Annotated in this window: 18 protein-coding genes and 2 tRNA genes; 14 read left to right on the top strand and 6 right to left on the bottom strand. The window is 38.7% G+C overall.

Going from position 1 to position 18505, the window contains the following annotated elements; all coding sequences use genetic code 11:
• The first annotated feature begins 2 nt into the window (after positions 1-2).
• Entirely contained in the window at positions 3-1682 is a 1680-nt protein-coding gene (locus tag GD597_RS19115) for an OstA-like protein (RefSeq protein ID WP_171609514.1), read from the top strand.
• A gap of 74 nt (positions 1683-1756) precedes the next feature.
• Here the strand turns inward: GD597_RS19115 and GD597_RS19110 are convergent, their stop codons facing one another.
• Both GD597_RS19110 and GD597_RS19105 read right to left on the bottom strand, forming a co-directional pair.
• The gene (locus GD597_RS19110) at positions 1757-2326 is read right to left on the bottom strand and encodes an L-threonylcarbamoyladenylate synthase (RefSeq protein WP_171609513.1); all 570 of its coding nucleotides are present in this window, start codon (positions 2324-2326) and stop codon (positions 1757-1759) included.
• Positions 2327-2328: 2 nt separating this feature from the next.
• Positions 2329-3480 carry a glycosyltransferase family 4 protein gene (locus tag GD597_RS19105; protein ID WP_171609512.1) on the bottom strand — a complete coding sequence of 384 codons (1152 nt, stop codon included), beginning with the start codon at positions 3478-3480 and terminating at the stop codon, positions 2329-2331.
• A gap of 140 nt (positions 3481-3620) precedes the next feature.
• On the opposite strand from GD597_RS19105, the gene GD597_RS19100 reads away from it, so the two are divergent.
• The 9 genes from GD597_RS19100 (at position 3621) to GD597_RS19060 (ending at position 9669) form a co-directional block, all read left to right on the top strand.
• Positions 3621-4433 carry a 2,3,4,5-tetrahydropyridine-2,6-dicarboxylate N-succinyltransferase gene (locus tag GD597_RS19100; RefSeq protein ID WP_171609511.1) on the top strand — a complete coding sequence of 271 codons (813 nt, stop codon included), beginning with the start codon at positions 3621-3623 and terminating at the stop codon, positions 4431-4433.
• A gap of 138 nt (positions 4434-4571) precedes the next feature.
• The gene (locus tag GD597_RS19095; protein WP_171609510.1) at positions 4572-5504 is read left to right on the top strand and encodes a DMT family transporter; all 933 of its coding nucleotides are present in this window, start codon (positions 4572-4574) and stop codon (positions 5502-5504) included.
• A gap of 132 nt (positions 5505-5636) precedes the next feature.
• Positions 5637-6410, top strand: coding sequence for a LiaF transmembrane domain-containing protein (locus GD597_RS19090; protein WP_171609509.1), 774 nt, complete (start codon positions 5637-5639; stop codon positions 6408-6410).
• A 184-nt stretch (positions 6411-6594) separates the two neighbouring features.
• The gene (locus tag GD597_RS19085) at positions 6595-6957 is read left to right on the top strand and encodes a DUF4288 domain-containing protein (RefSeq protein ID WP_171609508.1); all 363 of its coding nucleotides are present in this window, start codon (positions 6595-6597) and stop codon (positions 6955-6957) included.
• Positions 6958-6964: 7 nt separating this feature from the next.
• Positions 6965-8008, top strand: coding sequence for a sensor histidine kinase (locus tag GD597_RS19080; protein ID WP_235954360.1), 1044 nt, complete (start codon positions 6965-6967; stop codon positions 8006-8008).
• The gene (locus GD597_RS19075) at positions 8005-8745 is read left to right on the top strand and encodes a LytR/AlgR family response regulator transcription factor (RefSeq protein WP_171609507.1); all 741 of its coding nucleotides are present in this window, start codon (positions 8005-8007) and stop codon (positions 8743-8745) included. The genes GD597_RS19080 and GD597_RS19075 overlap by 4 nt, the downstream gene beginning before the upstream one ends.
• Positions 8746-8824: 79 nt before the next feature.
• Positions 8825-8898, top strand: a tRNA-Ala gene (locus tag GD597_RS19070).
• 249 nt (positions 8899-9147) lie between these two features.
• Positions 9148-9221 (top strand) — tRNA-Met (locus GD597_RS19065).
• Positions 9222-9384: 163 nt separating this feature from the next.
• Entirely contained in the window at positions 9385-9669 is a 285-nt protein-coding gene (locus GD597_RS19060) for a DUF721 domain-containing protein (protein ID WP_171609506.1), read from the top strand.
• Positions 9670-9790: 121 nt separating this feature from the next.
• Here the strand turns inward: GD597_RS19060 and GD597_RS19055 are convergent, their stop codons facing one another.
• The 3 genes from GD597_RS19055 to GD597_RS19045 all read right to left on the bottom strand — a co-directional run bounded on the left by GD597_RS19055 (position 9791) and on the right by GD597_RS19045 (position 12239).
• Positions 9791-10237 carry a CBS domain-containing protein gene (locus GD597_RS19055; RefSeq protein WP_171609505.1) on the bottom strand — a complete coding sequence of 149 codons (447 nt, stop codon included), beginning with the start codon at positions 10235-10237 and terminating at the stop codon, positions 9791-9793.
• 328 nt (positions 10238-10565) lie between these two features.
• On the bottom strand, positions 10566-11672 hold the full coding sequence (locus tag GD597_RS19050; RefSeq protein ID WP_171609504.1) for a BT_3928 family protein: 1107 nt from the start codon (positions 11670-11672) through the stop codon (positions 10566-10568).
• A gap of 21 nt (positions 11673-11693) precedes the next feature.
• On the bottom strand, positions 11694-12239 hold the full coding sequence (locus GD597_RS19045; protein WP_171609503.1) for a DUF1599 domain-containing protein: 546 nt from the start codon (positions 12237-12239) through the stop codon (positions 11694-11696).
• Between the two features lie 193 nt (positions 12240-12432).
• Between GD597_RS19045 and folP the strand changes: the two genes are divergently transcribed.
• From folP to GD597_RS19025, 4 genes are all read left to right on the top strand, one after another.
• Positions 12433-13269, top strand: coding sequence for a dihydropteroate synthase (gene folP, locus GD597_RS19040; RefSeq protein ID WP_171609502.1), 837 nt, complete (start codon positions 12433-12435; stop codon positions 13267-13269).
• Positions 13270-13569: 300 nt separating this feature from the next.
• Complete coding sequence (rocD, locus tag GD597_RS19035) at positions 13570-14805, top strand: ornithine--oxo-acid transaminase (protein ID WP_171609501.1); 1236 nt, start codon at positions 13570-13572, stop codon at positions 14803-14805.
• A 214-nt stretch (positions 14806-15019) separates the two neighbouring features.
• Positions 15020-15373: a cupin domain-containing protein gene (locus GD597_RS19030; RefSeq protein ID WP_171609500.1), complete on the top strand. Its 354-nt coding sequence runs from the start codon at positions 15020-15022 to the stop codon at positions 15371-15373.
• A 118-nt stretch (positions 15374-15491) separates the two neighbouring features.
• Complete coding sequence (locus GD597_RS19025) at positions 15492-16376, top strand: DUF4382 domain-containing protein (RefSeq protein WP_171609499.1); 885 nt, start codon at positions 15492-15494, stop codon at positions 16374-16376.
• A 256-nt stretch (positions 16377-16632) separates the two neighbouring features.
• Here GD597_RS19025 and lepA read toward each other — a convergent pair whose 3' ends face one another.
• Positions 16633-18417 (bottom strand): translation elongation factor 4, encoded by a 1785-nt coding sequence (gene lepA / locus GD597_RS19020; protein ID WP_171609498.1) that lies wholly within the window; start codon positions 18415-18417, stop codon positions 16633-16635.
• Positions 18418-18505: the final 88 nt, after the last annotated feature.

Genomic DNA, 18505 nt, shown 5'->3' with positions numbered 1-18505 from the left:
TAATGAAAGGCATATATACATTGCGTTTTATAGTTTGCATAGTATTGTTTTGTTTTGGCTTTACAGCTGCACAGGCACAACAGCCCGTACCTGTTACCGCTAAAGATAGTATTGCTGCCATCAGACAAATAATTATTATACATGCAGACAGATTAGGTTTTCTGGATAAAGACTCCCTTAATAAATTTCAAACACTGGCAGGTAAAGTAGCAGTGCAGCAAGAAACTTCTTTATTTTATTGTGATAGTGCCTCTATAAATACGGTGACCAATGTTTTAGAATCCTTTGGCCATGTACACATTAACGATAATGACAGTCTGCAGATTTACTCAGATTATCTTAAATATTTAGGCAAGGAAAAAAAAGCTAAACTTACCGGCAACGTAAAACTTACAGATGGTAAAGGTATACTTACCACTTCGCAGCTGGATTATGATATGCTTACAAAAATTGGTGTTTACACTACAGGAGGTAAAGTAGTAAACGATAAAACTACCCTAACCAGCAAAGAAGCTTTTTATTATGAAGAAACCCGGGATGTATATTTCAAGAAAAACGTTGTTTTGGTTAACCCTGATTACACCATAAAAACAGACACATTGGTATATAATACCTATACCGGTATTTCTACATTTGTGTCCCCTACTTATATTACATCGGATAGTGGCAGAAAGAAAATATATACTACCGATGGTTATTACGATACCAAAAATAAAAAAGCCTATTTTGGTAAAAGACCAGAAATCCAGGATGGCAGCACTATATTAATTGCTGATGATGTGGCTAATGACGACTCAACCGGTTTTGGTGAAGCCCGTGGCCGTGTGGTGTATAAAGACACCGTACAAAATATTACCCTGCTGGCAAACCATTTAAACACCAACAGAAAGGATGGTTCTTTTCTTGCTACCGAAAAACCGGTGATGATTATAAAACAAGAGAATGATTCCATTTTTATTGCGGCAGATACCATGTATTCTGCCAAATTATCCACACTGCGCAAATCAAGGGTAGTGCCATTTATTTTGGATAATCCAATTGTAAAGGATTCTTCCCGTTCAACAGATTCTCTACATATAAAAGATTCAGCATCAGAAAACAAAACGGATAGTTCCGACCGTTTTTTTGAAGCTTATTATCATGTACGCATTTACTCTGATTCGTTACAGGCTGTGGGCGACAGTTTATTTTATAGCGCTGAAGATTCTGTTTTCCGTTTATTTAAAGATCCTGTGGTATGGGCAAGAGACAACCAGATTACCGGTGATACCATTTATCTGTATACAGAAAATAAAAAGCCCAAACGATTATTTGTATTTGAAAATGCGTTGGCTATTAGCAAAGTGGGGCAATTGTATTATAACCAGATAAAAGGCCGTACTATCAATGGTGATTTTACCAATGGAGATATACACCATTTAAGGGCCAAAGGCAACTCGGAAAGTATTTATTATGGCCAGGATGATTATAATAAATTTATTGGCGTAAACAAAGCTTCATCAGACATTATTGATATGTATTTTGAATCTAAAAAACCAGAACGGGTAGTTTTTAGAAGTAACCTGCAGGGCATTACTTATCCTATGCGCCAGGTAAACCATGAAGAAATAAGATTGCGTGGTTTTAAATGGCTGGATGAAAAAAGGCCAAAAACCAAGTACTCACTTTTTGAAGATCAATAGCTGCTACTGGTTATGCAGCACAAGAGTGCGACGCAAGTAAAGCCACCTATTGCGGTATTGCAGGGTGCAAAAAATTAAGCCCTAATAATAGTTACAGTCCCATTTTGCCAACGAATTATGGAAGATGGCTGTTGTGGTGTATTATCCTGCTGACGGTATTGTACCACATAATCAACACCCTGTTTTATGGCTTCATTAATTTCGGCAAATACAGTTGCAGCGGGCATTCCACTAATATTGGCCGAAGTACTTACCAATGGCTTTCTAAAACGTTTAATCAGGTGTTTGCAAAATTCATCCTTACAAATACGCAAAGCAACTGAGCCATCGGCAGCCAATACATTGGAGGCAATATCCAGTGCATGGTCATAAATAACGGTGGTGGGTTTTTGCTGTTCATCCAAATAATCAAACAAAGCCAAATCGGGAGCAGCTATATACTGCAATACCTCTCTTTCGGATGCCACCAATACCACAAAACTTTTATCATCGGGCCTTTGCTTTAATGCAATAATTTTTTCAACTGCAGCTTCGTTGGTGGCATCGCAACCAATACCCCACACCGTATCGGTTGGATAAAGAATAATACCACCTGCGTGTAAATGTGCCAAACAGGCTTCAATATCTGTACTAAAATCAATCATAATTAAATTTGTTTATATACCTGCATTACGGCTTCGGCGCAGGCCGCTTGTGTAAACCGTTGCGCATATTGCCAGCCGGTTGCTATGGATTGCTGGCGCAAAGCATCATCTTCTGCTACCTGTAACATAACAGCTGCTAATTCATTTTGGTTGAAGGGGTCAATATAAAATGCACCGGGCCCTCCAGCTTCGGGCAAACAGGATATATTACTTGTAATTACTGGAATCTTACTCCATAATGCCTCTAAAACCGGAATACCAAATCCTTCAAAAATGGAGGGATAAATCATTGCCGATGCCTGTTGGTAAATGGCAGGAAAATCTGCCGCTGTGCGGTAACCGGGAATATTTTTTATGCTTTCCTCATCCGACAATAATCGAATACTATTTTCTAATCCATTTTGCTTTATATATGCAAGCACTTCTTTTTTATAAGCGCCGCCCTCTCCTATCACCAGTAATGGATAAGGTAATTTTTTACCAAGTAATTGTATGGCCTTACAAATGGTTAATAAATTTTTACGCTCAATAATAGAGCCCACATACAAATAAAAATGATCAGGTAAGCGGTATAATTGTTTAATCCGCTGCTTTTCGGCTTCATCTACAGTAAAGCCAAATGCAGCATGGCAACTCTGGTAACACACTTCTATTTTTTGCCCGGGTATTTTATAAAATTGAATAATATCCTGCTTGGTTTGTTCACTTATAGCAATAATTCGGTTGGCATGTTTACATGCATTGCTAAACTTACTTCTGTAAATCTGCACATCAATGGGGTTATACTGTTTTGGATAACGCTCAAAAATCAGATCGTGAATGGTTACTACCGTGCCAATACCCGTACGCTCAATACCTACCGGTATCTCATGGCTTAACCCATGGTACAATTCAATATGCTGTTGCTGTAAATCTTTTTTTACCCAGCTGCTTCTCCATAAACTGGTAAAAATGGTGGAAGGAAAATGCTGCGGACTAACCACATGCACATTTTTATAAGCAGCAGTATTAAACCGGTCAGAAATTTTTGGGGTACATAAAAAGTATTCATTTTCAGGATAATTGCCTGCAAGCGAACTGATCAGGGTTCGGCTATAATGGCCTAAACCAGTTCCGTTATTATATGCCCGTTTTGCATCAAATGCAATATTCATGCTGCCCGCTTTTATTGGTGAAGATGCGCTAATATCCATTGCAAAAATGCAAATAAAAATGCACATCCCTATTGTGCAAAAATAGTTTCAGTCAACCGCTTTTATACATAATGTTTATGTTTGCAAAAAAACGAAGCGCAATGGATCTAAAGAATCTTATTAACGAAGCATGGAGTAACCGTGAGTTATTAAAAGACGAAACCTATAGCAATGCAGTACGTGCAGTTATTGAAGAAGTGGATAAAGGCCGCCTTCGTACCGCAGCCCCAACCGAAAATGGCTGGGTGGTGAATGAATGGGTTAAACAAGCTATTCTTATGTATTTTGGCATTCAGCAAATGCAAACCTGGACCATTGAACCGTTTGAGTTTTACGATAAAATGCTGCTTAAAAGCAATTACAAAGAATTGGGTGTACGTGCCGTACCACATGCAGTGGCACGCTATGGCGCATATCTTGCCAAAAATGTAGTGCTTATGCCCAGCTATGTAAATATTGGCGCCTATGTAGATGAAGGCACCATGGTTGATACTTGGGCCACTGTAGGCAGTTGCGCACAAATTGGCAAAGGCGTTCACCTTAGCGGTGGCGTAGGCATTGGCGGTGTACTAGAACCACTGCAGGCTACCCCCGTTATTATTGAAGATGGATGTTTTATTGGCAGCCGCTGCATAGTTGTGGAAGGTGTAATTGTTGAAAAAGAAGCAGTACTGGGAGCCAATGTGGTGCTTACCCAATCCACCAAAATCATTGATGTAAGCGGGCCATCACCTATTGAATATAAAGGCCGTGTACCGGCAAGAAGTGTAGTTATTCCTGGCACTTATAATAAAGATTTTGCAGCCGGTTCATTCGGGGTAAGCTGTGCGTTAATTATTGGACAACGCAAACCTAGCACCGATCTTAAAACAAGTCTGAACGATGCATTGAGAGATTTTAATGTAAGCGTTTAAATAGGATTAAATCGTACATTTTATGTACCAGGCCTAAGTAATACTATTCAGCTTTACTTGCGTCGCACTCTTGTACGTTCATCGCTGCCAGCAGCTTAACAACAGCCAACAGCACTTCATTATCCATATATTTTTTGAATGTCAGATGCCAAACAAAAAAATTATCTGGTTGGGTTTATAATAACCTTTGTGGGATCTGTATTATTCTCCACCAAAGCTATTATCATAAAAAAAGCATTCGCCGATTTGGCTATACCAGCCTTATCATTGCTAACGCTGCGAATGCTTTTTTCCACGCCTTTTTATGTTGGTGCTGCTTTTTTCAACAATAATAAAAAAGATAATATTGCCTTAACCCGCAAAGAGTGGATTCTCATCAGCGTTACAGGTATACTGGGTTATTATATTAGCAGCCTGCTAGATTTTGTAGGATTACAATATGTGTCCGCCGGCATGGAAAGGCTGATTTTATTTTTGTACCCCACATTTGTAGTATTAATAAATGCCGCCTGGTTTAAACAAAAAATAAACCGCCAGCAACAGTTGGCCTTATTAATAACCTATGTTGGTATTGGCCTGGCCTTCTTTGGCGAATTGCATTTCGATAATTCCACCCCTAATTTTTTATGGGGCTGTTTTCTTATTTTTCTATGTGCAGTTACCTATTCTTGCTATCTGGTTAGCAGCGGACAATTAATACCTAAAATAGGCGCTTCTAAGTTTACCACTTATGCTATGCTAACGGCAACTGCTGGTATATTTACCCATTTCCTCATCACATCCTCTTTTAGCAGTATTGTGTGGAGTAAAGAACTATTGCAATATGTTATTTTGCTGGCCATTGCTGCTACTGTTATTCCCTCCTTTATGCTGAGCTATGGCATAAAAAAAATTGGCTCTAACAATTCTGCCGTAGTAACCAGTATTGGGCCGGTATCAACCATTATACAGGCACATATATTTTTGGGCGAACCTATTGTGGCCACACAAATTATAGGCACCATACTGGTATTAACAGGCATTTTTGTAATTAGCTGGCAAAAAAATACACCCGGTTTACCTTCGGAATAAAATCCCCTGCATTTTCACCGATATTTTAACCGGCTTTACCTACGCTTTTGGCATAACAACCTATTCTGCCTTTTCAGCAAAACAGGCTTTATATAGTTTTGAGTCATCAATCAAAACAAAAACTACAATACAATGGAACAGCAACAAGAAACTCAACTAACAAAAAACAATAATAACCGTGTTTGGACCGGACTTTTCCTAATTGCCGTGGGTATACTATTATTTGCCGATAAATTAAATATTGGATTGCCTTCCTGGGTATTATCATGGCAAATGCTTTTAATAGGTATTGGCGTACTAAAAGGCTTTCAAAGCAATTTTAAAGGTGGCAGCTGGCTTATACTGATAGCGGTAGGCGGTATTTTTTTATGGGATGATATGGTAACAGATATAAACCTGCATATGTATTTTGTACCAATTGCAGTAATTGCAGTGGGTTTAATATTTATTACCCGCCCCAAACATAGCTGGAAAAGAGATGATAACTGGCGTAAAATGCGTCATTCCTGGAAAGGCTATAACCCTACAATGGGTACTTCCAGCTCATTTGCCAGCACTGATGAGGGCGAGTATATTGAAGTGAATTCGGTATTTGGCGGAGCCAATAAAATCATAGTGTCAAAGAATTTTAAAGGAGGTGAAATAAACTGCTTTATGGGTGGTGCACAAGTTGACCTTTCGCAGGCTGACATTCAAGGAACTGTGGTATTGGAAGCCAATCAGGTATTTGGTGGCACCAAACTGGTGGTACCTCCACACTGGGATGTAAAAACTGAAATTACCGCTGTTTTTGGTGGCGTAGAAGATAAAAGACCCGTAGTTGCTACCCGCGTAGACCCCAATAAAATATTGATTTTAAAAGGCAACACCATTTTTGGCGGATTGGAAATTACCAGCTTTGGATAAACAAATGGCGTAGGGTATTTACCAAATGAATATCCTACTCCATTTAAAAAGTTGCCATGTAAGAGGAACCTTGAACCGAGCGTGGCAAGTAAAGCTTCATTATTATTGATACAGCCGGTAACAAAAAGCAATAAATTTTTATTTAACCATTTACTTATTTCTGATACCAAATAAATTAACCAATATGCAAAACTGGTATTTAGCCAAACTTGTTTTCCGCATTGCCAGCCCCGATGGAGGCAATACTACTCAGTTTGATGAACAGTTGCGTGTAATACAGGCAGAAGATGAGTTACACGCTTTTTATAAAGCCCGTTTACTGGGCGAGAAAGAACAGGACCACCATACAAAAGCAAATAATAAACCTTTATACTGGAAATTTATTGATGTTAGTGAACTGCATATTTTTAATCAGCTGATTGATGGTGCTGAAATGTTTTCTACCATTCATGAAGAAAATGATGCTGTAAAATATATGCAACATACCATGAGAAAAGCTACATTTATTTTGGAAAGCAGTATTTGCAAATCAGTTCCATTAAACTAAACATCTTTTGGCCAACAATATTTTATCTGACGCTAAGTTTAAAATCGCCTTTAGCATTTGGTGGATTATTTGGGCCATTATTATGTTGGCGATACTGGTAAATACCGGTTTGCCTTTTAGCGTTGCCACCATTACCGATAGCATTTTTAGCAATGCCTTATTAGCAGGCTGCTGTTTGCTGATAAGCAATAACATGCAATACTACTTACCGCGTGATGAAAAATACTGGTATATCCTGGTAATTAGTCTTAGCCTTAGCGGAGGCTGGTTGTTGCTTACAAAGATGGGGTTTAGTTTTTTGTTTAGTGGCAATGCGGCATATATACACATGCTACAAAACTCTTACACCCTGCGGTTTGCCATGGGATTTTTATTAATTGGCAGTATGGCTATTTTAAGTGTATTGTGGTACACGCAGCAGGAGCAGCAAAATACCATTAACCGCAAAAACGATGCAGCCAGGCTGGCAAAAGAAGCCGAATTATTTAAACTAAGGCAGCAATTACAGCCACATTTTTTGTTCAACAGCCTTAATTCAATAAGCGCATTAACAGGTACGCAGCCAGAGAAGGCCAGGCATATGATACAACAGCTTTCAGATTTTTTAAGAGGTACCCTGCGGCGCGATGATCAGCAATGGAGCACCCTTACCGAGGAACTGGAATACCTGCAATTATACCTGGATATTGAAAAAGTGCGGTTTGGGTACCGTCTGCAAACAGCCATACAGTGCAATGAGGAGGCTTTAACACAAAAATTACCTGCCTTGCTTTTACAGCCGGTGGTAGAAAATGCCATTAAATTTGGTTTATACGATACTGTAGGCGAAGTATTAATTACCATAGAAGCCCAACGGCTAAATGATATTTTGGAAATAAAAGTAACCAACCCTTTTGATGAAGAAACAACCACCCCTTTACAGGGTACCGGTTTTGGTCTGGCATCTATTAAAAGAAGATTGTTTTTGTTATTTGCCAGGCAAGACCTGTTGCAAACCACCATTGAACATAATAATTTTATAACCACTATTATAATACCGCAACCGGCATGATGAAAGCCCTGATTATTGATGATGAGCCATTGGCAAGAAGCATTGTAAAAGAATACCTGTTACAGCACCCAGATATTGAACTGGTACAGGAATGTAATGATGGTTTTGAAGGACTAAAAGCTATTCAGCAGCACCAGCCTGATTTGATTTTTTTGGATATTCAAATGCCTAAAATAAATGGATTTGAAATGCTGGAACTGATTGATAATCCTCCTGCAGTAATATTTACCACAGCTTTTGAAGAATATGCCATTAAAGCATTTGAAACCCATGCGGTAGATTATTTACTAAAGCCTTTTAGTGCTGATAGGTTTAACAAAGCCCTGCAAAAAATTGCCGCTGTACAAAAAAGCAGCAGCGATGAAAAACTAAAAGCAGTGGTAGAAACCGCCGCAGCTACTGGCATACAAAGCAACCGCATTGTTGTAAAAGATGGCGGTAAAATAAAAATTATACCTGTACACCAGGTGCAGTACCTGGAAGCTGCAGATGACTATGTAAAAATTATTGCAGGCGATGGTATATTTCTAAAAAAGAAAACCATGCAGTTTTTTGAAGAAAGCCTGCAACTCTATCAATTTGCCAGGGTACACCGTTCTTATATTATTAATACACAACTCATAACGCGTATAGACCCACACGAAAGGGAAAGCCATCTTGTATTATTAAGCACAGGTGTACGCATACCCGTAAGTAAAGCAGGTTATTTAAAGCTAAAAGAAATACTGGGCCTGTAGCCATGTGGAAAAAAAGCAGCAAAAATCTATAATTTGGTTTTGTAACTATAACCAGTACCCCTATTTTTGCAATCCGCTTGGGGAATTAGCTCAGTTGGCTAGAGCGCTTGCATGGCATGCAAGAGGTCGTCGGTTCGACCCCGATATTCTCCACAAGCTTTAAGCCCCGCAAGGGGCTTTTTTAATTTTAGTTGTTTTACAATCACCTTCTGCAATATTTGGTTACCGGCAGTAGTATTTTATAGCATCGCCTGTTGTGTCACTCACTTCGGGGTTCATAACAATATGCTGCTTAAAACAATGGAATACAAGAACTGATTTACCCAAAAATATACTGTTCAAAAAAAGCACAGGTTTGAATTGATTTTTTTAGAAGAAAACTCCTATTTTTGCCGCCCGTTTGGCGAGGTAGCTCAGTTGGTTAGAGCGCAGGATTCATAACCCTGAGGTGATGGGTTCAATTCCCATCCTCGCTACATAAAAGAAAATCTCTCTGTTAAAGAGGGATTTTTTTGTTTTACATGCTTTAGCGCTGGTTCAAAAAACCTGCCAGCAGCATTAATAATCATGTGCATAATTTAATGCAAAAAGCCATTTATTTATTTGCCTGTACAATGGTAAACGCTTTACTTTTACGCCATGGCACAATTACTGGCATTAGGCGATGCATTAAAACAGTTTCTGGATAAAAGCAAGCTAAAAAACGGAATTCGTTCTGCACAGATAGAAAGTGTTTGGGCTGATATAATGGGCAAAACCATTGCCAAACACACCGATAAGATAGAAATAATAAACCAGACCCTGTTTATACAAACCGCTGTGGGCCCGCTTAAAGAGGAACTGGTTTATCAAAAAGAGAAAATTATAGAAAGAATTAATGAAGTAATGGGTGAAAATGTAATTAAGCAAATTGTAATCCGCTGATTTGCTTCAGAATCGCCTTCCCTGCTGCATTATATTCAACAGTACAAGAGTGCGACGCAAGGTAAGCATCATTTATTGATACTGCCTGGCTAATAACCAATTTAAAAAAACACATGTACTGCTAATAAAATTTCAACGACTTATCTTCCATGGCTTTTTTCATAGCCGCAGAACTTTGCTCATTTTGTAAAATGGCTTCACGCATTAAATCGTGGATGGTAATAACGCCTTTAAAATCAAGTCCATCAAATACGGGTAAATAACGCGATTTTGAAGCATTCATGATAACCATACATTCTTCGGGCGTATTATTAATGCCAATTATAGGTAAATCCCTGGTCATGATTTCTTTTACAACCGTAGTGGCAGAATGCTTGTTTTCCAGAATTACCTTATGGGTATAATCTCTCTCTGAAACTATGCCCATATACTGTGCATTTTCTGTAACAATAAGATAACTGATATTCTTGCTCTTCATGGTATGAATGGCATCTAGTACAGTTGCTTCGGCATCAATAAAATTAAAATGTGGCCCTTTTTGTAATAATACATCTCTTATTGTACGCATAAATTGGTATTTACTTTGGTTATTTACTATGTTAATATTAAAAATTCAGTTGTAAAAAAAGCATGATTTTCATCAATGGGGCCACATATATTTATTTAATATACCCTTACCCGTGGGTCTATAATAAGATACAGTTTATGGGCCAAAATGTTTAACAGTACAAAAAAGCGTTATTCCCTAAAAGCTTATTTTTTATTTTGGTAAGCATCACGCTAACCTATATGCATTAATGCAAGGTTTAGGCCTACAAGTACCCATTAATGATTATTTTGTATAATAAATTACCTAATAATTTATTATGGCTGGTTATGAAAAATACCTTTTTCAACTACTTGCCAATAGCATTTGTAAAAGCTTCAATATCCAAATAGCTGTTTTTGGCTTTTACTTCTGCAGCATTCATATAAAAATAAGTGGGGTTAACCCTTGCGGCTGTTTTTATTACAGTACCATCACAAACAAGAATAGTTATTTTGCTATTGTTGCCAAACATTTCAATAGCTTTTTCTTTGGCAGATGTAACAATAAAAAAGGGGGTTGATTTGGCCGACAAATCATTTAACAATTTATCAAAATCGGCATTATGCCATGCTTCACTATTAGAAAAATCGTTTATCCATAGCATTACATAGGCGTGAGATTGTGTTAGAATGGTTTCTGTAGTATCAGCCCCACTAAGCGCATTTAATGCAAACTCCTGAATTTTTGGTTCAACCCCCTTTTTAACTAGTTTTTGAGAACGGTCTACAAACTCATAGGTAGAATCAAGGTCTGCCGGCAAATTATCTGCTTTGTAATCGATGGTTTGTCCGTTATGCTTATAAGTAAATACCACATCATAAATATCTCCCATACCATCAGGAGCTTCCATATTGGCCAAAATATTGTCTCCTACCTTATAAGGCAGGCAATCCCTGAATGGAAGATGATGTAATACATAGGATTGCATCCATGATACCGAGGCCACACAAACCAATAATAACACCACAGGTAATGGACTGGTAAATGCCGCATGAATATGTTTCGTATTTATAAAAAGGAACAATATTAATACCAGTAAAATCACATCTTTTATAAAAGATGTTTGAGCGGTAAGGGGAAGACAATCACCAAAACAACCACAGGTCTTAATATTACCCGACAAATAGGCATAGCCTGTTAAAAAGGTAAAAAATATAATCAGCAGTAATAATAGCCAGCTAAACAAACGCATGCGCCAGCCAATAATTACGGCTACGCCGGCCAACACTTCAAACACATTCATTATTAATGAAAAAGCCAAAGCCACCCCATTCAGGCTTTCCAGGTGAAACACTTCAAAAAACTCCTGCATCTTGTAACTTAAGCCCAGAGGGTCGTTGGCTTTTACCAGGCCAGAAAAAATAAACAATATACCCACCACCCAGCGAACAATAACCAGCATATTCTTTTTCATAGTAATTATATTTTATGGGCGTTAATGTCTGCCCTCTTCAATTAAAATCAGCGCAAATACGGCGTAGTTTATAATATCCACATAATTGGCATCTATCCCTTCGCTAATAAGGGTTTTACCATCGTTGGCCAGTATTTGTTTTATACGCAACAGTTTTACTAAAATAAGATCTGCAAAGCTTTCCTGACTCATTTCCCGCCAGGCTTCACCATAATCATGGTTTTTATCGCTCATTATTCTTTTTGCAAATTGCACCTGTTCATCAAATAATACAGCAGCCGCATCGGCTGGCAAATCTTCTACCACGGGTTTATTTAACTGTAATTGAATAAGCCCAATTACGGCATAATTCAAAATACCCTTAAACTCACTTTTAATATCATCTCCAACTTTTTGAGATTTCAATTCCTGTATGGTTCTAATGCGCAGTGCTTTAATAAAAATCTGGTCAACAACAGAAATGGTGCGCAGCACCCGCCATGAAGTGCCATAATCCTTTGTTTTCTTTATAAAAATATCCCTGCCGGCCGCAACAGCCGCATCATATTGTTCATTTGTATGTTGCATATTATGCATTGCTTTTAATACGGTAATATGTACCAGGCTTTTTGTTCAATTGGCAGCACCGCTTGCGTCGCACTCTTGTACCCTATAAGTTGGTGCAGCCATGCAAGAACCCGTTTTTACAAAATCAAATGCCTGCCGGTTTCTTTTAAAAAAACGTTCGTACTATTACGTCAAAAATAACGCAAAGCCAACAATGTTTACAATAAACTGCAGAGGAAGGTTACTAACATTCCATACACCCATAGTAATGGGTATCATCAATGCTACACCAGACTCGTTTTATAGCAATAGCCGTAAACCGGCCATTGAGGAGGCAGTGCAACAGGCAGGTTTAATGCTGGAACAAGGCGCCACAATATTAGACATCGGCGGACAAAGCACCCGCCCCGGCAGCGAGCAAATTGGCGCTGAAGCAGAATCAGCACGTGTTTACCCCATTATTGAAGCCATAAGCAAACACTTTCCACAGGCCTTTATTTCGGTAGATACCTATCATGCCAGCGTAGCTGTAAATGCTGTTAATGCCGGCGCACATATGGTAAACGATATTAGCGGTGGTAGTTTCGATGCAGAAATGTTGCCTACAGTGGCCAATTTAAAAGTACCGTATATATGCATGCACATAAAAGGCTCCCCTCAAAACATGCATTCCAATCCATTGTATGAGGATGTGAGCCTTGAATTATTGGATTATTTTATACAAAAAATAGATGCCTGCACAAAAGCTGGCATAAACGATATAATTATAGACCCCGGTTTTGGCTTTAGTAAAACCATTGCACATAATTTTAGCTTATTAAAACACCTGCAAGCCTTTAGTATATTACAAAAGCCTTTGCTGCTGGGCATTTCACGCAAGTCTACCATTTATAAAACATTGGGCATTACTGCCGGCGAAGCATTAAACGGCACTACTGTTTTACATACCATTGGTTTATTAAACGGAGCAAACATTTTGCGGGTACACGATGTAAAGGAAGCCATGGAAGCCATACAACTAATTCAGGTGTATAACGATGCTGCAAGATAGAACTGTATTATGCCTTTTCGCCTTGCTTGTATTCTCAAAAGTGCGGTAATAGGCAACCGTACAAGTGTGCGACGCAAGTAAAGCTCAATGGCCCTATATTGCCCGGCCAATAAAAAAAGTAAATCTGCTTTGGGTTTAACTATTTATATTGCAGCAGAAATACAAAATATGCACTTTTTAAGTTTACATCTGGATTTTCTCGATCACCGAACCATCTAATCTCAGGTTAAGGCAGTACTAACTACTGCCCTATTTCTATTTGTATTTTATTCCATTTACACCAATAACAATTGAATTGATATGCTTACGCAACACCTTTCGCAGCAAGCTGCGCATTACCTGCATTTAGAAGAAAAATATGGCGCCCATAATTATCACCCATTACCCGTGGTTTTAAACCGTGGTGAAGGTGTTTTTTTATGGGATGTAGACGGCAAAAAATATTACGATTTTCTAAGCGGCTATTCCGCTGTAAATCAGGGCCATTGCCACCCACGTATCATTAAGGCATTGGTAGAACAGGCACAAAAACTTACCCTTACCTCCCGGGCATTTCACAGCGATTTACTGGGCGAGTACGAGCAATATATTACCAGTTATTTTGGCTACGATAAGGTATTGCCCATGAATACCGGTGTTGAAGGCGGCGAAACTGCCATTAAACTGGCACGCCGCTGGGCTTATGATAAAAAAGGTGTTCCCGAAAACCAGGCAACAGTAATTTTTGCCGAAGGTAATTTTTGGGGCCGTACTATGGCGGCTATTTCTTCTTCTACAGACCCCAGTAGCTACAAGGGGTTCGGACCATTTATGCCTGGCTTTAACCTGGTGCCTTACAACGATTTGGAAGCATTGGAAAAAGCATTGACGGCCAACCCAAATGTGGCTGCTTTTATGGTAGAACCTATACAAGGCGAAGCAGGTGTAGTGGTACCACACGATGGTTATCTGGCCGGCGTTAGAGCCCTTTGCACCCGTTATAATGTATTGTTTATTGCCGATGAAATTCAAACTGGTTTGGCGCGTACCGGCAAAATGCTGGCATGCGACCATGAAGGTGTTAGACCCGATATCCTGATTTTAGGTAAGGCCTTAAGCGGTGGCGTATTACCTGTAAGTGCAGTGCTGGCAGATGATGATATTATGCTGAATATAAAACCGGGCGAACATGGAAGTACCTATGGTGGCAATCCACTGGCATGTGCCGTGGCAATGGAAGCATTGCAGGTGCTAAAAGACGAACAAATGGCTGAAAATGCGGAAGTTATGGGCGCTTATTTAAGAAACTCTTTAGAAGCACTTCAATCACCTTATATACAGTTGGTTAGGGGGCGTGGATTATTAAATGCAATTGTAATTAATCATTCTAATCCTGAAGCAGCTTGGGATTACTGTTTGGCACTTAAGGACAATGGACTACTTGCCAAGCCTACCCATGGCGACAAAATACGATTTGCCCCGCCGTTGTTAATTAACAAAACGCAAATTGACGAATGCGTGCAAATCATTAGTGCCTCTTTTAAAGCACTGGATTAACCAGATCATCCCGCTACAAAAGAGTAGCGGGATTTTTTTTATGTACCCGGCAATAAATAAGTATGGGGCTTTACTTGCGTCGCACACTTGTGCTGCAAAGCTATAAGCAACAAAAAGCCCATATATGCGAATCATGTAACCTATTAATTTAATTATGTAACACTTATACCTAAAACTGTTACCACCTTTGTATAGCAACATATTACTACTACAAATGAAAAACGAAAAAGGTCAGGCAGAACTGGAAAAATCAAAAACGCATATTATTGTAGAAATTATTGAATATGTGCCCAATGCAGTGGTAAGTAAAACCATCATCAAAAAAACAACAGGCAATATCACTATATCTTCTTTTGACGAGGGTGAGGAACTGGCAGAAAAAACCTCTCCATTTGATAATTATATTCAAATCATCGATGGCACTGCTGATGTAATCATCAACAATAAAACCTACAAACTTAAACTGGGTGAAGGTATTATTATACCCGCACATGCTTCGCATTGTTTTAATGCAAATAAGCAATTTAAAATGATTTCAACAGTTATTAAAAGCGGTTATGAGGACTAAAATGTACTCATAAATTTCATACCATATAGCCCCATTTTACCCAGGCCTGAAATTTTAATTTCCCGCTCGGGGGAAAATCTATATTTTTATATCCCAATCATCCTAAACTACAAAAACCATGAAAAAGCTATTTATCAATGGCATTCTCCTAACTACAATTTTCTTTGTTCTGGCAATAGCACTATATAGCTGCCAAAAAAATGTATCGCCCAATAATCAGGTATCTGCAGCAGGTAAACAAGCTGTTGTACTGTATTTAAACGATGATCCATCGCTTTTCTTTACTAAAGTTCTGGTAGATATCCGCTATGTAGAGGTAAAAGTAGATACCTCCACCTCAAATATTGATCCCAATTATGAGGAAGACGAGAACGGCGATGACGACCATAGTAGCAGCGATAATTACGGGCAGTGGGATACATTAACCATTATACCTGGTGTATACGATTTACTTCAGCTAAGAAATGGAGTAGACACTTTATTGGCCAACGGCTTTGTTTGGCAGGGTCGTATCACCAAGGTAAGATTTACCCTGGGTACTAATAATGCTGTGTACATTGACAGCACTCATTTTTACCCAATCAATATATGCGACAATAGCCCCTATGCCTATGTTGGTGTTGAATTAAATTCCCTGGATACCACCCATGAGGGACATATGGAATTACATATAGATTTTGATGTAGCCAAATCAATTCAAATGGAAGGCCTTAGTTTTTGCATCAGGCCGGAACTGAGGGCATATTCACAAAATACAACAGGTGCAATTGAAGGCAAGGTTTTCCCCAAAGAGGCAAAACCAGTTGTAAAAGTTTGCAGGGGTTTAGATACGCTGTATGCTACTCCATTTGAAAATGGCGAATATAAAATTACTGGTATAAAAGAAGGTGCTTATACGGTAGTTTACCATACAGCCTTGCCTTATTTTGATACCACCATTTACAATGTGCCCATACATCCCGGTTTAGAAACCAAAATGCCCGAAATACATTTAAGACGGTAACAGGCAATGATTTATTTAATGGAAGGCATCAACCTTTTCATTAATTCCTGATTTTGCAATTGGCTGTTAAAAGCTGAGTTATAGGCTGCAGTACAAGTGTGCGACGCAAGGAAAGTTACCTTGAAAATATGTTGCCTGGTTCCAAAAAAATAAATTGAAAAAAATGGGATAAAGTAAAGAAAATACCTGCGTATTTTGAAATAAAAAAAGCCGGCAAAATCTGTTGCCGGCTTTTTTATTGGTCTATTCAACTAAATTAATCAAGTTTCAAAACGGCTAAAAAAGCCTCTTGCGGTACTTCTACATTACCAATTTGGCGCATACGCTTTTTACCTTCTTTTTGTTTTTCTAATAATTTACGTTTACGGCTAATATCACCACCATAACATTTGGCGGTAACATCCTTACGCATGGCACTGATATTTTCCCTGGCAATAACTTTTGCACCAATTGCAGCCTGTATGGCAATCTGGAATTGTTGCTTTGGCAACAGTTCTTTTAGCTTTTCACAAAGCTTACGGCCAAAATCGGCTGCACGGCCGCGGTGAATTAAAGCACTTAAAGCATCCACTTTTTCGTTATTCAACAGTATATCCATTTTTACAATATCTGCATCCCGGTATCCAATTGGGCTATAATCAAACGAAGCATAGCCACGCGTTTGGCTTTTCAGTTTATCATAAAAATCAAATACGATCTCGGTTAATGGCATTTCAAATACCAATTCAACCCTTGTTGGTGTAAGATAACTTTGGTTAATAAGTATACCACGTTTACCCAGGCAAAGCGTCATAATATTACCTATATAATCAGGAAGTGTTATAATCTGCGCTCTGATAAAAGGTTCTTCAATCCTGCTAAGTTTGGTAGGATCGGGCATTTCTGTAGGATTATTCACTGTCAACTTATCACCCTTTGAAGAATAGGCAATAAAGCTAACGTTGGGTACTGTGGTAATTACGGTTTGGTTAAACTCACGTTCCAGTCTTTCCTGGATAATCTCCATGTGCAGTAAGCCAAGGAAACCGCAACGGAAACCAAAGCCTAATGCCTGAGATGTTTCCAGTTCAAAAGTAAGAGACGCATCATTTAACTGTAATTTCTCCATGCAATCCCTTAGTTCTTCAAACTCATCGGTATTTACCGGGAAAATACCTGCAAAAACCATTGGTTTTACTTCTTCAAACCCTTTTATCATGGGTGCAGGGTTGTTAGCCAGCGTAATGGTATCACCAACTTTTACTTCCTTAGCCACTTTAATACCGGTAATAATATAGCCCACATCTCCACACTTTACTTCCTGTTTGGGCGTCATAGTTAATTTTAACACCCCAACTTCGTCTGCAAAATATTCCTGACCGGTAGAAACAAACTGAATCTTATCTCCTTTTTTAAGACTTCCATTTAAAATACGGTAATACACCAGAATTCCCCTGAAACTGTTAAACACACTGTCAAAAATCAATGCCTGAAGTGGCCCGGTTTCATCACCTTTTGGAGAAGGAATACGCTCTATAATGGCAGTAAGTATTTCTTCAATGCCAATACCCGATTTTCCACTGGCTAATAAAATTTCCTCCGGCTTACAGCCTATCAGCTCAACAATCTGGTCTGTAACCTCGGGAATCATTGCCCCTTCCATATCAATCTTATTAATAACCGGAATAATTTCCAGGTTATTATCTATGGCCAGATAAAGATTACTAATGGTCTGAGCCTGAATTCCTTGTGATGCATCTACCAGCAGTAAAGCACCCTCACAGGCAGCTAAAGCCCTACTTACCTCATAACTAAAGTCAACATGGCCCGGAGTATCAATCAGGTTTAGTACATACTCTTGTCCCTTATGCTTATAATTAATTTGAATCGCGTGGCTTTTAATGGTAATGCCTTTTTCCCTTTCCAGGTCCATATCATCCAACACCTGGTTCATCATATCCCTTTCGCCAATGGTTTTGGTATGTTCCAATAACCTGTCAGCCAAAGTACTCTTACCGTGATCAATATGCGCAATAATGCAAAAATTCCTGATATGCTTCATAATGCGGCAAAGATAATGTTTGCATCATCTCTTTGTACAGTTTTAGTTTTATCTTACAAAAGCAGCATTTTTTTTAGGGTAAACATCC

The organism is Limnovirga soli (assembly GCF_013106755.1).
In the GTDB taxonomy this organism is placed as follows: Bacteria; Bacteroidota; Bacteroidia; order Chitinophagales; family Chitinophagaceae; genus Limnovirga; species Limnovirga soli.
The sequence above is the reverse complement of the archived record's forward strand: the minus strand, read 5'-3'. Positions and strand labels throughout refer to the sequence as shown.